The organism is Gordonia amarae NBRC 15530, from assembly GCF_000241345.1.
In the GTDB taxonomy this organism is placed as follows: domain Bacteria; phylum Actinomycetota; class Actinomycetes; order Mycobacteriales; family Mycobacteriaceae; genus Gordonia; species Gordonia amarae.
Map to the genome: position 1 here is coordinate 20864 of NZ_BAED01000033.1, position 15572 is coordinate 36435.

The 15572-nt window shown below is 68.6% G+C and carries 10 protein-coding genes; 8 read left to right on the forward strand and 2 right to left on the reverse strand.

Annotated elements, in window-relative coordinates; genetic code table 11:
• The first annotated feature begins 13 nt into the window (after positions 1–13).
• From GOAMR_RS08715 to GOAMR_RS08725, 3 genes are read left to right on the forward strand one after another with little or no spacing between them, the layout of a single operon-like run.
• Positions 14–3925 (forward strand): non-ribosomal peptide synthetase, encoded by a 3912-nt coding sequence (locus GOAMR_RS08715; RefSeq protein ID WP_005185751.1) that lies wholly within the window; start codon positions 14–16, stop codon positions 3923–3925.
• Positions 3918–5192: an alpha/beta hydrolase gene (locus tag GOAMR_RS08720; RefSeq protein ID WP_005185752.1), complete on the forward strand. Its 1275-nt coding sequence runs from the start codon at positions 3918–3920 to the stop codon at positions 5190–5192. Before GOAMR_RS08715 ends, GOAMR_RS08720 begins: the two co-directional genes overlap by 8 nt.
• Positions 5189–6160 (forward strand): ABC transporter substrate-binding protein, encoded by a 972-nt coding sequence (locus GOAMR_RS08725; RefSeq protein WP_005185753.1) that lies wholly within the window; start codon positions 5189–5191, stop codon positions 6158–6160. The genes GOAMR_RS08720 and GOAMR_RS08725 overlap by 4 nt, the downstream gene beginning before the upstream one ends.
• A 73-nt stretch (positions 6161–6233) precedes the next feature.
• Here GOAMR_RS08725 and rsgA read toward each other — a convergent pair whose 3' ends face one another.
• Together rsgA and GOAMR_RS08735 are read right to left on the reverse strand one after the other, a co-directional pair.
• A complete protein-coding gene (rsgA, locus tag GOAMR_RS08730; protein ID WP_005185755.1) occupies positions 6234–7361 on the reverse strand; it encodes a ribosome small subunit-dependent GTPase A in 1128 nt (375 codons plus the stop codon).
• A 177-nt stretch (positions 7362–7538) separates the two neighbouring features.
• Positions 7539–8555: an AraC family transcriptional regulator gene (locus GOAMR_RS08735; RefSeq protein ID WP_005185756.1), complete on the reverse strand. Its 1017-nt coding sequence runs from the start codon at positions 8553–8555 to the stop codon at positions 7539–7541.
• A 116-nt stretch (positions 8556–8671) separates the two neighbouring features.
• On the opposite strand from GOAMR_RS08735, the gene GOAMR_RS08740 reads away from it, so the two are divergent.
• The 5 genes from GOAMR_RS08740 to GOAMR_RS08760 all read left to right on the forward strand — a co-directional run bounded on the left by GOAMR_RS08740 (position 8672) and on the right by GOAMR_RS08760 (position 15563).
• Entirely contained in the window at positions 8672–10117 is a 1446-nt protein-coding gene (locus tag GOAMR_RS08740) for an aldehyde dehydrogenase (protein WP_005185757.1), read from the forward strand.
• A 120-nt stretch (positions 10118–10237) separates the two neighbouring features.
• On the forward strand, positions 10238–11824 hold the full coding sequence (locus tag GOAMR_RS08745; RefSeq protein ID WP_005185758.1) for an AMP-binding protein: 1587 nt from the start codon (positions 10238–10240) through the stop codon (positions 11822–11824).
• Positions 11825–11860: 36 nt separating this feature from the next.
• Positions 11861–13372: a wax ester/triacylglycerol synthase family O-acyltransferase gene (locus tag GOAMR_RS08750; protein ID WP_005185759.1), complete on the forward strand. Its 1512-nt coding sequence runs from the start codon at positions 11861–11863 to the stop codon at positions 13370–13372.
• The gene (locus GOAMR_RS23585; RefSeq protein ID WP_005185760.1) at positions 13369–14592 is read left to right on the forward strand and encodes an alpha/beta hydrolase; all 1224 of its coding nucleotides are present in this window, start codon (positions 13369–13371) and stop codon (positions 14590–14592) included. The genes GOAMR_RS08750 and GOAMR_RS23585 overlap by 4 nt, the downstream gene beginning before the upstream one ends.
• The gene (locus GOAMR_RS08760) at positions 14589–15563 is read left to right on the forward strand and encodes an alcohol dehydrogenase catalytic domain-containing protein (protein WP_005185761.1); all 975 of its coding nucleotides are present in this window, start codon (positions 14589–14591) and stop codon (positions 15561–15563) included. The genes GOAMR_RS23585 and GOAMR_RS08760 overlap by 4 nt, the downstream gene beginning before the upstream one ends.
• Positions 15564–15572 lie beyond the last annotated feature (9 nt).

Below are 15572 nucleotides of genomic sequence, written 5' to 3' on the forward strand. Positions count from 1 at the left end.
CCGCTGCCTCCCGATGACGCCTGCACCCGACCCCTCGCTGCCCGTTTCGCACCTTCTGACCGATACCCAGACCGCGCTGTGGTTCGGGCAGCAGCAGGTCCCCGGTTCGCCGGTCTATCAGTGCGCCGAGCGCGTCGATATCCGTGGCGATCTCGACGCCGGCACGTTCGGCGATGTGCTCACCCGCTGTCTCGCGGCGGTACCGGCACTCAACGCGGACTATGTCACGGGTCCGGAAGGCCCGCGACGGCAACCGGTGACCCGCGACCATCCGGTGCGGTTCGTCGACGTCGCGGCCGCGACGGACCCGGCCAAGCAATGCGACCACGAGATCGCCGGATTCATGTCGGCCGAGTTCACGTCTGGGGTCCATTCCTCGCCGGACACGATCGCCGGAGACCGGCTCAGCGCGCAGCTCCTGATCCGGCTGTCGGGTTCGCACCATGTGTGGGTGCAACGGATCCATCACCTGTGCGCCGACGGCTACTCTTTCGCCGCTCTGCTGCGCTGGGTGGCGGCGTCCTACACGGCCGCGATCGCCGGAGATCCACTCCCCGGCGCCCCGTTCGCCACCCCGGCCACCGGTGCGCCGGATTCCGGTGCCACCGCAGCCGCCGACGCGGACTTCTGGCGCGACTACTGCGCGAGTGACACGCGGCCGCAGAGTCTCGTCGACGCACCGCCGACGGTGGCCGTCGATCATGCCCGGCGGGTCTGCCGGCGGCTGCCCGCACGGGCCCGGCCCGGTACCCATGGCTGGGCGGAGGCCGTCATCGGGGCCGTGTCGCTGTACACCGCGTCACTGTCGGCCTGCACCGAGGCGGTCATCGGGATGCCGTGGGCGAACCGGCGTCTGGGCGCACCGCCCACCATAGAACCGGCGGTGAACATCCTGCCCCTGCGGATCGCGGTCCGGCCCACCGAGACGGTGGGCGGGCTTCTCGACGCGGTGGGCGCGGAGATCCGCGCGGTGCGGCCGCACGCCGGATATCGCGCCGAACGATTGCGCCGCGACCTCGACGCCGTGGGCACCGACGCCGTCATCTTCGGCCCCGTCGTCAACGTCAAGTTCTTCACCCCGGTGCTCACGTTCGGCGCGGCCACCGGCACCATCACCAACATCGCCATGGGGCCGGTCGACGACATCACGTTCACCGTGTCGCCACAGCAGGACGGTGGTCTGGTGCTGGAGGTCGAGACCAATCCGCTGCGCTACGGCGCCGCCGACACCGAGCGTCACGCCGACCGGGTCCTCGCCGTGGTCGCAGGGCTGGTGAACTCGGACCCGTCCACCCCGCTGGGCGCGGTGGCGGTTTCCTCGCCCGCCGATGTCGACGCGCAGATCGGGCGGTTCAACGACACCGCGGTCGATTACGACGACGCCACCCTCACCGAACTGCTCGACGCGGCGGCGGTCACCCACCAGGGAAGGACCGCGCTCGAATGGGGTTACCGGACCCTGACCTACGGCGAATTCCACACCGCCGTCACCGATCTCGCCGAGACCCTGGTACGGCTCGGTGCCGGGCCGAACAAGGTGGTGGCACTGCGGATGCCACGGGCACCGGAGATGGCAGTGGCCATCCACGCCACCATCAAGGCCGGGGCCACCTATCTGCCCATCGACCCCGAACTGCCCGACGAACGCATCGCCTCGATCCGGGGCGACGCCCGGCCGGTCGCTGAACTGACCCTGCCGGACACGGCGGACGATGTTCAGGGCGTGTCACGTTGGGCGTGGGAGGATCTCGCGCTCACCGTCACCTCCTACGGACACGCCGGCAGCACGCCGCTGCGGGCACCCGCGCCCGCCGATTCGGCGTACATGATCTTCACCTCCGGCTCCACCGGCACCCCCAAGGGCACCATCATCGAGCACCGCAGCATCGTCAACCGGCTGCGCTGGATGGACGCGGTGTTCGCGATGACCCCTGACGACCGGGTGCTGCAGAAGACGCCGTACTCGTTCGACGTGTCGGTGTGGGAGTTCTTCTGGCCGTTGCTCACCGGGGCGCGGCTGGTGGTGGCCCCGGCGGGCGCCGAACGCGACAGCGCCCGCATCGCCCGCGAGATCGTCGACCACGGTGTCACGGTGTGCCATTTCGTGCCGTCGGCGCTGGCCGCGTTCCTCACCGAGCCCACCGCACGCGACACATCGTCGCTGCGGCTGGTGGTGTGCTCCGGCGAGGCACTGCCCGCCGAGGTGCTGATGCAGGCCGGCCGCGTCTTTCCCCGCAGCGTCGGCACCGGCGAGAACATCGTCTACAACCTGTACGGCCCCACCGAGGCGGCCGTCGACATCACCTGGTGGTATCCGGGCGACGACTGGGACCAGGCCTCGGTGCCCATCGGCCTGCCGGTAGACAACAGCGCCGTATACGTGCTCGATGACGCGTTACGGCCATTGCCGCTCGGGTACATCGGCGAGCTGTACCTCTCGGGTGTGCAGCTCGCCCGCGGCTACCTGTGCCGCAGTCCCCTCACCGCCACCCGGTTCGTGGCCAACCCGTTCCGGCCGGGCGAACGCATGTACGCCACAGGCGATCTGGCGCGCAGACGGCCGGACGGGGTGATCGAGTACATCGGCCGCGTCGACGACCAGGTCAAGATCCGCGGCCGGCGCATCGAACTCGGCGAGGTTGCCACGGCGCTGTCGGATCTGCCGGGCGTCGCGCATGCGGTGGTGATCGTGCGCGGCCGGGGGCCGTCGGCGCTGCTGCTCGGCTACATCGTCGCCGAAGCCGGACAGTCCGTCGACACCTTCGAGGTCCGCACCCGGCTCTCGCACCGACTGCCGTCGTATATGCTGCCCGACGCCGTCGAGGTGATCGACGCGATCCCGATGACCAGCAACGGCAAACTCGACCGCAAGAAGCTGCCCGAGCCGACCTTCGGCGCCGGCGAGATCACCAGCCCGGCAACACCGTTGGAGATGACGCTGGCCACCGTGTTCGCCGAGGTCCTCGGACGCGGCACCGTGTCGGTGACCGACAGCTTTTTCGACCTCGGCGGCAACTCGCTGTCGGCGACGCGACTGGCCTCCCGGGTGGGCGAGGTTCTCAATCAGGATGTGGCGGTCTCCGATGTGTTCGCCGCACCGTCGGTCACCGCGCTGGCGCAGCGGCTCAGTGGGGAGTCGACGGTCGATCCGTTCGGCCGCCTCCTGACGCTGCGCCCGGCGGGTAGCGGTGACCCGGTCTTCTGTGTGCACCCGGCGGGCGGACTCGGCTGGTGTTATTCGGGGTTGCTGTCGATGCTCGACCGTGATGCGGGCGTATACGCGCTGCAGGCCGACGGTCTCGACGGTGGACCGCTGCCCGAAAGTCTGCGAGTGGTGGCCGAAACCTATCTCGATGCGGTGGAAGAGGTTGCACCACAAGGACCGATCCGGCTGCTGGGGTGGTCGGTGGGCGGTGTCATCGCCCACGAGATGGCGGCGCTCGCGGCCGGCCGGGGCCGCGAGGTCAGCCTGCTGGCCCTCATGGACGCCTATCCGAGTGAACTGTGGGCAGCACAGCCACCGCCCTCGCCGGAAGAGGTGCGCCGCGCGTTCCTCATCATGGCGGGTATCGACGAGGTGGATCTCGCCTCCGACGACGCACTGCTCGGCGCCCTGCGCAAGGCCAACACCGCGTTCGGCGGGCTGTCGGCGGACCGCGTCCGGGCCATTGCCCGGGTGGTGGCGCACTTCGCGGACCTCATGCGCTCACACACCACGTCGACATTCGACGGGGACGCGATCCTGTTCCGTGCCACCGAGAACGCACAGGACTTCCTCGATCCCGACGCATGGCGCACTCATCTCGGCGGTGAGTTCCGGAAGATCGACTTCGCCACAGCACATCCCGGGATGATCCGGCCCGCCGCACTCGGCCGCATCGCGGCGGAGGTCAACGCCGTCTCCGGTGGTGATACCGATGCCTGAGTCGATATCCCCGGATGACCTGCGCCGGCGCATCATCGACGCCGACGACGCCGATCACCACGAGCTGACCGCGCTGATCGATGCGCACGGCACCCCGCTGGTCACCGACGATCCGGACGACCCGGATCGGCAGCGGATGCTGTTCACCTGGTGGCCGGACCGGACCCAAGCGCTACGGGACGGCAAAGAGATTGCCGGAGTGTATGTCTGGGTCAACCGGCTCACCGACAAGGAGCACGCGGACGCCGGATTGATGAGCCGGATCCGCGGCACCGAGATCTGGTTCGCCGAGATCTCGGTGCCCCGTGACACCATGGCCGGATACCGCATCTATCCGTTCGCCGCGGACGGCCCCGGCGTCACCGACGGTAAGGTCGCCTACTCGCGCGCCGTCGTCGCGCACGCCCACTTCGACACCCGGAATCCCCTGGTGCGCAGTAAGTCCCCTTTCGGTTCTGTCGCCCAGGGTGCTGCCGCACCGGCGCTCGACCACTGGATCGGCCCGCACGAGGCCACCGTCACCGACACCACCGGTGAGGTGGCGGTGGAGGCCGGCGCACCGATCCGGTACCGGCTGAGCATCCCCGACACCACCGACCCCACCCCGATCAATCTCCTGATCACCTTTGACGCCGAGAAATGGTCTGACAGATACCAACTCGCGCACGTGCTCGAGCAGCACCACCGGCAGGGCAGGCTCGCCGAACGGTACGCCGTCCTCGGCGTCTACTCCCCCGCCGACAGCGGTGACCGGTTGCGGTTCCTCGGCGGCAACCGCGAGATGCTGGCCGCCCTGACCAGCGCCGTACTCGAGGAGGTCCACCGGTTGTTGCCGGCCGCACCCGCGGCCACCGTCGTCGCCGGGCAGAGCCTCGGCGGTCTGGCCGCACTCACCTTCGGCGCCTGGCATCCCGGGGTGGCCGACCGGGTTCTCGCCTACTCGCCGTCGGTGTGGTTCCGTCCGGGACTCGACGCCCGGCCCGTCGAGGTCAGCGGCCGCCAGGAGTGGATTCACGACCAGCTCCGCACCGCCGGCCCGGACTCATTGCCGCAGCTGCATGTGGCGGTCGGTGATTTCGAGGGCGAACTCGCGCCCAATGTGGCCGACGCGGTGGACACCGCCGGCGAGGCCGGATTCCCGGTCAGCTTCCGCACCTATTCCGGTGGCCACGACGACTGCTGGTGGGCCGCCATGCTTCTCGACGACCTCGCCGCCACCGGCGGCCCAGACCTGCCCGACGACACCGACACAGGATCTCCGACATGAACACCCGACTTCTCCGCCTCCTCTCCCTTATCGCCGCGGCCCTGCTGATGTCGGCGGCGGTCACCGCGTGCGGCGGCGACAGTTCCGGGGCCGGCGCTTCGGGTCCGTCCCGCGAGTACACCGATGCCCGCGGTGTGGCCGTCGACATCCCGCAGCAACCCGGCAAGATCGTCACCCTCGCCGAGGGCGCACTCGACGCCGCGCTGGCGCTCGGCGTGACCCCCGTGGGCACGACCAGCGCGCGCGGCCAGACCAAGGCCCCGGCCTATCTGGGCGCCGAGGCCGCCGGTATCCCGATCGTGGGTACCCCGCGCGGCCCGAATCTGCAGCAGATCCTCAAGACCCGTCCCGATCTGATCCTGGTCGACGACACCACCGCATCCCGTAATTCGCTCGATGAGCTGAGCAAGATCGCCCCGACCCTGTTGATCGCCAAGTACGCCGACGGCTGGGAGAAGTACTTCAAGGCCGTCGCCGACGTCCTCGGCAAGCCCGAGCAGTACGCCACGGTGACCGGCGAGATCACCACCGAGATCGGCAAGGTCAAGCAGCAGGTCGCGGCCAAACAGGTGAACGGCCGGGCCCCCACCGCGAGCATCGTGCGCTGGGCCGCCGACGGTCCGACCGTCATCGGCGCCAACTCGCTGCCCGGGTGGGTCCTCAGGCAGGTCGGCTTCACCCGTCCGGCAGCGCAGGAGAAGATCAACTCGCAGGGCCGTTCCGGCGACAAGGTCAGCCTCGAGTACCTCGATGTGATCGACGCCGACTACCTGTTCTTCGGTGTGCTCGCAGGTAAGGACAAGGCGGCCGAGGAACTGTCGGCCGCCCGCAAACTCCCCGGCTTCGGCACGCTCGGCGCCAACACGTCGGGCAAGGTGTTTCCCGTCGACGGTGTGCCGTGGACGAGCGGTTCCGGCCCGCTCGGTGTCAAGTCCGTGCTCACCGAGATCGCCGCCGCCGCCCGCTGAGTGTTCCGCCTGTCGCCGGGGCGGCACACCGGTGTGGGTGCCGCCCCGGCGAACAGCGGGTCGCGGGCGACGGTCAGCGCAACCCGTTGTTCTCCCGGAAACGGTAGGCGCCCCGCTGCTGCCGGGTGATCGCCTTCCACGTCTCACGCTGCCTGCGCTCTTCGCGCGCGTTGCCGCGGGCTGCGGCCCACCGGCTCTCGCGCAGCATCTTCTCGTACCGGCCGAGCCGGCCCGCATCGACGGTACCGTTCGCGATCGCCTCCTGCACAGCGCATCCCGGCTCGGAATGGTGCTCGCAGTCATCGAACCGGCACTGCGCGGCGAGCGCTTCGATGTCGGCGTACACCTGGCCGATACCGTCGTCGGCGTCGTGCAGGCCGATGCCGCGCAGGCCCGGGGTGTCGATGAGCACGCCGCCACCGTCGATCGGGATCAGTTCCCGGGTGACAGTGGTGTGCCGGCCCTTGTCATCGCCGGCCCGGACGGCACCGGTGTCCATCCGCTGCTCCCCGACCAGCGCGTTGACCAGGGTCGATTTACCCACCCCGGACGGGCCGAGGATGACGGTGCTGCCGCCGAGCCGCTCACGCAGCTCGTCGAGGCCGTCACCGGTGTACGCGCTGACGGCGAGCACATCCGCGCCGGGCATCGCGGCCGCCAGGTCGGCGACAGCGGATTCGGGGTGACCGTCGGCGATGTCGCTCTTGGTGAGCACGACGACAGGCGTGGTGCCGCCGTCCCAGGCCAGCGCGAGATACCGTTCGATCTTCGACGGCCGCAGCGCGCCGGTGAGCGCGGCCGCCACGATCACGGTGTCGACGTTCGCGACGAGCGCCTGCCTGCGGGAGGTGCGGTCGGCCGAGGCCCGATACAGCGCGGTACGCCTGGGCAGGACCGCCCGGACGGTGGCCGTGGCACCGAACTCGATCGCCACCCAATCCCCGGTGACGACACCGGATTCGGGCAGATCGAGCACGTTGGCCGGGACAGTCGCGTGCAGCACCCCGACGGTGGTGTGCACATCGCAGCGGCCCCGGTCCACCCGAGACACCCGGCCCGGCATCAGGCCGGCGGCCGCGTGCGCGGTGAACTGCTCGTCGAGGATCGCATCCCAGCCGATCGGACCGAGCGGCCCGAGGGAGGAAGAGTCGAGGGAGGAAGAGCCGAGAATGGAAGAGTTGTCAGAGTGAGGTGACGACAAGGTGAGTCCTTGAGTTCGTGGGAATGAGAACTACTGCTGCGCTGCGCATGGCAGCACAAAAGACGGCGCTCATAGACCCACCTCCTCACTCAAGAACCACTCGGATACCGACGCCGAACTGTAGCCCCACCGCCCTGCCCACGGCAAGCCTTTTTCACGGGGCACGTGTCCCGCCGCTCACTGCGGCGCGGGAGGATTCTGCCGAAGCTCCCGGCGTTTGGCCATCGGCGGCATCCCGAACCAGCGCCGACAGCTGCGGGTGAGCGAACTCTGCTCGGAGTAGCCGAGCTGGCGGGCGAGCGTGCCGAGGGACACACCCGGATTGGCCAGCAATTGCAGCGCCATGTCCTTGCGGATCTCATCGACGATGTCCTCGAATGTTGTTCCCTCATCTGCCAATCGGCGTTGCACAGCCCGCGGATGCAGCATCAGCGGCGCCGCGATCTCCTCCAGTGTCGCCGCCCCCGCGGCCAGGGACCGTGCCACGATCTCGGAGATCACATCGGTGAGGGTGTCGTGCCGGTCAACGGTTTCCATGAAATGCACCGCCAGGTCACGGACCAGCGGATCGGTGTCGAATCTTTTTCGGCGCAACAGTTCTTCGGGAAAGAGCAGGGCATCGCGATCGGCACCGAACTCCACCGAACAGCCGAAATAGTCGCGGTACACCGCGTATTCGGAGATCGACGGATGCGTGAAGGTGACCAGCGACGGACGGAAACCCGGGCCGATGATCATCCGGAAGGTCATCAGGGTCACCCCCAGCGCCTTCTCCACCGAGTGATCGCGGAACGGCAGGCGCCGCAGCACCGTATGAAACACGTATGCCACCTGACCGTGCCCGTCGTGGACCAGTTCGGAGGCGATCGCGGGGCTGTAGATGTGGGCGAACCGGGTGATGGCATCGATTGCCTCGCCGACGGTCCCGGCGTTGCGCGCCGCGATGGCCAGCGAACCGAGGATGTCGGGGTCCTGCCGTGCCGCGAGCCGCAGCCCGAAGTCGGGTACACCGAGTTCGGCCGCGGCGGTTCCCAGGACCAGTGACTGGGCACTGAAGGGCACGAACTTGTCGTGGGCACCCACCGCCGCCGCCGGAATCCCCGCCCGGGCCAGGAGGGTGTCGGGATCGCCACCGAGTTCGGTGATCAATTCCGGCAGTTGGGTCAGCGCGGCGCCCCTGATCAGATCAGCCATGGAGGCGAAATGTAAAAACTCTGTCGCGAGATGTCAAGAAATCCGGCGACAAGGTTGTGACGATGGACACATCCCTGCGGAGACCCGCTCTCCGCCCATCTCAGCGAGGAGATCCCGTGACCACCATCGCTCCGCAGACATCCCTGTTCATCGGCGGTGGCTGGCACACGTCGTCGGCAACCGAGTCGATTCCCGTCATATCGCCGCTCACCGAGGCCGAGATCGGCTCCATCCCGAGTTCGACGATCGCCGACATCGATACGGCCGTCACCGCCGCCCGCCGGGCATTCCGCGCAGGCCGGGCGGGAACCCCCGCCGACCAGGCGGGCATGCTGCGCCGATTCGCCGACGCACTGGAAGCCCGCACCGAAGACCGGGCGCGCTGCGTCACCACCGAGAACGGCATGCCGATCTCCCTCGCCCGGTTCGCCGAGGGTGCGGCCCCGGTTCAGCTCCTGCGTTACTACGCCGATCTCGTCGAGGCGCAGCCGGTCGAGGAACGCCGGGCGAGCCGGCCGATCCCCGGCACCACGGTGGTGCGCCGGGAACCGGTCGGCGTGGTTGCGGCGATCTCGCCGTGGAACTTCCCGGCGATCCTGTCCATGTTCAAGATCGCCCCGGCACTCGCCTCCGGATGCGCCGTGGTGCTCAAGCCGTCGCCCGAAACCACCTTGGACTCCTACATTCTCGCCGAGGCGGCCATCGAGTCCGGGCTTCCCCAGGGATTGCTCAACATAGTCACCGGAGGCGCTGACGTCGGCCAGTACCTCGTATCGCACCCCGGCATCGACAAGGTGGCGTTCACCGGTTCCACGCGCGCCGGACGCCAGATCGGCAAGGTGTGCGGCGAGCTGTTGCGGCCGGTCACCCTCGAGTTGGGCGGCAAGTCGGCGGCACTGATCCTCGATGACGCCGATATCGCCCAGACCGTCGAGGGACTGGCCACCGCGTCACTGCTGAATACCGGGCAGACGTGTTACATGTCGACGCGAATCCTGGTCCCGCGCTCGCAGTACTCGCCTTATGTCGACGCCATCACGGCGATGGCCGCCGGTCTCCCGGTCGGTGATCCGCTCGACGAGTCCACGTTCATCGGACCGCTGGTGAGCGCTCAGCAACGCGCCCGGGTGCTGTCGTACATCGACCGTGGCCGCGCCGACGGTGCGACCCTGACCACCGGTGGCGGCGCCCCGGAGGGCCTCGATCGCGGATTCTTCGTCGCACCCACGGTTTTCGCCGATGTCGACAACGACACCGCGATCGCGCGGGAGGAGATCTTCGGCCCGGTGCTCTCGCTCATCCCGTACGACTCCACAGCCGATGCCATCGCCATCGCCAACGACTCCTCGTATGGCCTCGGCGGCACGGTCTGGACCACCGACACCGAACGGGGCCTGGATGTCGCACGCCAGGTCGAGACCGGCTCGTTCGGGGTCAACACCTTCAATCTCGACTGGGGTTCACCGTTCGGCGGGGTCAAGGACAGCGGCATCGGCCGCGAGCTGGGCCCTGAAGGGCTTGCCGCCTACCAGAACACCAAATCCATCTTCCTCACCGCCTGATAGGCAGCGCAGATCTCACGGAGCACCGGCTGCCCCCGGGCCGGTGTGCGCAACCCGGTCGTCCACCGGCGACGAGGGCCACACGAACCGACCGTACCCACCGGAAGGGAGAAGTCTGCCATGGCAGATACGACTGTGGCCGAACACCGGCCGCACGCGGATACCGACGAGGAGCGACTGCTGTTCCCCGACACCTACGCCGAGCAAGAACCCGACCGGCCGGCGTACATCATGGCCTCGGGAGAGGCCGTCTCGTACGGGGAGATGGTCGAGGCATCACGGGCGATCTCCGGACTGCTCCACGGACGCGGTCTGCGTCACGGCGACACCGTGGCGATCCTGATGTCGAACGAAGCGGCCTACTTCAAGGTCGCGTGGGGTCTACAGCGCGCGGGACTGCGCTACGTGGCCATCGCGACCCGGCTCGGCGCCGCGGATGTCGCCTACATCCTGGGCAACTGCGAAGCCGACGCATTGATCGTCGGCCCGAGTCTTCTCGACCTCGCCCGCGAGGCACTGGCCCTGACCGACGGTGTGGCGGAACGGTTCACCACCGGGCCGGACGTCGACGGTTTCGAGTCGCTGTTCGAAGCGTCCGCGGGCAGCGCGCCCAATCCCGACGAGCGTGAAGGCGTCGACCTGCTGTATTCGTCGGGCACCACCGGACGCCCGAAAGGGATCGTCGCCACGCTGCCGCTGGCACCACTGGGCACCGGCCCCGGGTTCGCCACACTGTTCCACGAGAAGTGGGGACTGGAGCACGACAGCATCTACCTGTCACCGGCTCCGCTGTATCACGCTGCACCACTACGGGTCTGCATGACGGTGCACCGCTACGGCGGCACGGTCATCGTGATGGACCGCTTCGATGCCGCCGCGGCCCTCGAGCTGATCCAGCGCTACCGGGTCACCGAAACCCAGATGGTCCCCACCATGCTCATCAGGATGCTGAAACTTCCTGAGGAAGAACGGCATTCGTACGACGTGTCCTCGCTGCGCTGCGTCGTCCACGCTGCCGCACCGATGCCGGCCGAAGCCAAACGCGAGGTGATCGACTGGTTCGGGCCGATCGTCCGCGAATTCTATTCCGCCACCGAGAATTACCTGTTCACCGAGTTGGGCACCGAGGAGTGGCTGAGCCATCCCGGTTCGGTCGGCGCGCCGCTGTCGGGCACCCCGCACATCCTTGACGACGACGGCAAGGAACTGCCCGTCGGCCAGATCGGGACCATCTGGTCCGAGGGCGGCCTGTGGTTCGAGTACCTCGGCGACCCGGACAAGACTGCCGAGGCCCGAAATGCCGAGGGCTGGACCACCGTCGGAGATCTGGGCCACCTCGACGAGGACGGCTACCTGTATCTGGCCGACCGGCGATCGGATCTGATCCTGTGCGGCGGCGCCAACATCTATCCGCAGGAGGCCGAATCACACCTGCTCGGGCATCCGGATGTCGCCGATGCCGCCGTATTCGGGATTCCCCACGACGAACTCGGTCAGGTCGTCCACGGTGCGGTCCAGTTGCGGGAGGGCGTCGAGGCCGGCCCGGAGACCGAACAGCGACTGCTCACCTACCTCACCGACAGCCTGTCGTCGTTCAAATGCCCACGCCGGCTGGACTTCCTCGACGAACTCCCCCGGCTCCCCACCGGCAAGGTTCTCAAACGGGTGCTGCAGCAACGCTATCGCGAGGAACACTCGCAGCTCTGACCCGCCGATCCACGTCCCCACGATCAGGAGCATCCTGTGCCTGAACTGTCCACCCGACTCTCCGCCCACGACACCGTCTTCCTGAACTGGGAACGCCCCGAACAGCCGATGCACGTGGCCGAATGCATGGTCTACTCCGGCCATGTCACCGCGGCGGACATGATCGAGATGATCGAAGCCCGCATCCACCTGCTGCCCCGGTACCGGCAGAAGATCGTCGCCGCCCCATTCGGCATCGCCAACCCCACCTGGGAGGACGATGACGCCTTCGACGTCCGCAACCATGTGGCCGAGATGCAACTCGACGGGCCCGGTTACCGGATCCTGTCGGCGACCTGCGGGCGTCTGTACTGTCAGCTCATCGACCGGCATCGCCCGATGTGGCACCTGACGGTGCTCCACGGCTACGCCGAGGACACCACCGTGGTGTTCCTGAAACTGCACCATTCGATGGTAGACGGGGTATCGAGTGTCGAACTGATCGAGGTGCTCCACGACACCACCCCCGACGCACCACCACCGGCACCGCCTCGGCAGCAGTGGCAACCGCGCCCGATACCGGGCCCGCTGGACCGGCTCCGCGATATCGCCGCCGACAACCTCGACCTCGGGCTCGACGCCGTCCGCGAGAGCATCGACCTGGTCCGGCCAGGCGGGATCACCGACACGATCGACCGCGTCAAGAAGGTGGCGCGGGCCGGCGTCGACCTCGCGCCGCTGATGCTGAACCCGTTGTCGCCCACCCCGTTCAACGCCCAGATCCACGCCAAGCGGGACTTCTCCTGGGTCGATCTGCCCGCCGACGAGGTGAAGGCGGTCCGCACCGCACTCGGCGGCACCGTCAACGACCTCGTGCTCGCGATACTGAGCGGCGGGCTCGGCCGCTACATGCGCCGCCACGGCTACGATCCCGAGGGCCGGCTGCTGCATGCCATGTGCCCGGTCAGCGTGCGCCGCAAGAGCCAGTCCGGGGCGATGGGCAACCTGATCTCGATGGTGGTGGTGCCGCTGCACGTCGGTGAGACGAACGCCGGAGCCCGCATGCACGCACAACACTTCGAGATGGCCGAGCTCAAACGGCGTGGACAGGCCGATGCGATCTACGAGTCCATCTCGGCGATGAAGTGGCTGCCCACACCGATGGCGCGGCTGATGTGGAAGTCGTGGCCCAAGGACTACTTCCCCATGCACATCACCTCGACCAACGTGCCCGGCCCCAAAGAACCCCTGTTCCTGGGCAAACACGAACTGCTGCACTGGTATCCGTTCGGGGTGCAGTGGACGAACAACGCCCTGTTCCTCTGCACCCTGAGCTACCGCGGCCGGCTGGTGCTCGGTCCGGTCTCCGACCCGGACATCGTCGACGATGTGTGGGAGTTCGCCGACGACCTTTACGCCTCCTACGCCGAACTCCGGGACGCAGCGGGAATCGTCGCCCGGGAAACCCTCACACCCTCACAGGCCGCCGACCTCAGCGTGCCGGCCGAACCCGGGAAAACCCCTGCGGCCGCAGAGCTTCCGGCACCGGCCAAGCTGGCACAGTCATGAGCGGACTGCTCTGCGACTCCGATGAACTCGACGGTGACCAACAGGGTGCGCACGAGAGCCACCCGGGTGCGTCGCCGGTACCGGTCCCGCGCCGGGCACGGCCCGACGCTGAGGTGCGCAGACTCCTGCTGCAGTTGTCGGTGGTGTCACCGCCCGATGAGTCGACACCGGTGGCCGCAGTCCGCCGGAACTGGCGGTTGGCCGTGAAAGCATTCGCCTCACGTCCCCGCGTCGCCTCGGCCACCGACCACGTCATCGACAGCGGCGATCGGACGATCCGCCTGCGGATCTACTCCCCGGTCCGCCCGGACACCACCGGGACAGACGGTGCGGGGGCTCCTGCACTGGTGTGGTTTCACGGCGGCGGGTTCGTCGCCGGCGACCTGTACACGGCCGGTGCCACCTGCCGGGCCCTGGCAGCGGCGAGCGGTGCCACCGTCGTCGCCGTCAGCTACCGGCTCGCCCCTGAGCACCCCCTCGACGCCGGGCGCGAGGACTGCCTGGCCGCGCTCACCTGGCTCGCCGCACACGGTCGCGAGCTGGGAGTCGACCCGGCGCGGCTGGCGGTCGGCGGCGATTCGGCCGGGGGCGGCCTGGCCGCCCTTGCCGCGCAGCACTGCGCCCGCAACGGAATCGGCCTTGCCGCGCAGGTTCTCGTGTATCCGGCCACAGACCTGACCGGCTCGTTGCCGTCTGCGCACGAGGCGATGCCCGGCCTGCTCGATCATCGGTGGATCACCTGGATCAAGTCGCAGATCTCGACCGTCTCAGATCTGCACGATCCGGCCGGGTCGGCGTTGAGCGCAGGCGACCTGACCGGTCTGCCCCCGACGATCCTGATCACAGCCGGTTTCGACCCCCTCCGCGACGAGGGGCTGCGCTACGGAACGCGCCTGCGTGAGGCGGGCGTGCCGGTCCTGCATCTGCACTATCCGGGCCAGATCCACGGTTTTGTGAGCATGGACCAGGTTTTGCACGCGGGTACCGACGCCCTCGGGCGGCTCGGCCGGGCACTCGCGCACGTCCTGGCCGACGGCGAGCTCTGCGACGACGACCATCCGGACCTGCCGCGCCGGGCCCACCCGGTGCGGCAGCTTCGCTGGCTGCATCCCGCCCAGCGGCTGCGCGAAGCGGAAGTCGTGGTCGCGGCGGCCGTTCACCTGGCGCGCGACGTCGCCGGGTCCACCTGCTCACGCCACCGGAAAGGGTCACCACAATGAGAAGTTTCGTCTGCCGCGGATTCGGCGACCTCGATGCCATCGCCATCGAGGAACACCCCGACCCGGTACCCGGCGCCGGTGAGGTGCTGGTCCGGATGACCGCCGCCAATGTCGCGTTCGTCGACCGGCTCATCGTCCGCGGCGAGTATCAGGTGCGGCCCCCGCTGCCGTTCACCCCCGGCGTGGTCGCCGCCGGTGAGGTCCTCAGCACCGGTCCCGGTGTCGAGCATCTGCAGCCGGGTACCAGCGTGGTCCTTCTCAAGAGCTCGTACGGGGCCTGGTCCACGCATGTCGTGGTGCCCGCCTGGGCGGTGGTACCGACACCGGCCAACGTGCCCGACGAGATCGCGGCCGCGGCGATCGAGGCCTACGGCACCGCCAGCTACGCGCTGGAGGAACGTGGTGGTCTGGCTCCGGGTGAGACGGTGCTGATCCTCGGCGCCGGTGGTGCGGTGGGTGCGGCCGCCGTCGAGATCGCCCTGCATCTCGACGCCGAGGTCATCGCCCACACCAGCGACACCACCATCTGGGACGATCACCGCGTCAGGCCGCAGCACATCATCGACCGCAAGGAACATCCCGACATCCGCGCCTACATGCGCGAGCACTTCCCGCGCGGGGTGGATCTGGCGATGGACCCGGTCAGCGGTGACCAGGCCAACGGGGTCCTGCGGTCCCTGGCGCCGAACGGCCGGATGCTGGTGGTCGGGTTCGCCGGCGGCTCGATCGCCTCGCTCGCCAGCAACTTCATCCTGCTCAGCAACCGCGCGGTGATCGGAGTCGAGTGGGCCACCTGGATCACCACGAACACCCAGCATCTGGCGCGCACCCTCGATGTGGTGCTGAACCGCTTGTCCCGTGGTGCTTTTCACCCACCGAAACCGACCATGGTCTCCCTCGACGAGTTGCCCGAGGTCCTCGCCGAGGGCGTCCCGGCCAGCGGTCTGGTCCGCACCATCGTCACCCCGTGAGCCACATCG

Coding starts and splice junctions, on each gene's coding strand:
- GOAMR_RS08715 (WP_005185751.1), top strand. CDS start 14: ATGACGCCTGCACCCGACCCCTCGCTGCCCGTTTCGCACCTTCTGACC.
- GOAMR_RS08720 (WP_005185752.1), top strand. CDS start 3,918: ATGCCTGAGTCGATATCCCCGGATGACCTGCGCCGGCGCATCATCGAC.
- GOAMR_RS08725 (WP_005185753.1), top strand. CDS start 5,189: ATGAACACCCGACTTCTCCGCCTCCTCTCCCTTATCGCCGCGGCCCTG.
- GOAMR_RS08735 (WP_005185756.1), bottom strand. CDS start 8,555: ATGGCTGATCTGATCAGGGGCGCCGCGCTGACCCAACTGCCGGAATTG.
- GOAMR_RS08745 (WP_005185758.1), top strand. CDS start 10,238: ATGGCAGATACGACTGTGGCCGAACACCGGCCGCACGCGGATACCGAC.
- GOAMR_RS23585 (WP_005185760.1), top strand. CDS start 13,369: ATGAGCGGACTGCTCTGCGACTCCGATGAACTCGACGGTGACCAACAG.
- GOAMR_RS08760 (WP_005185761.1), top strand. CDS start 14,589: ATGAGAAGTTTCGTCTGCCGCGGATTCGGCGACCTCGATGCCATCGCC.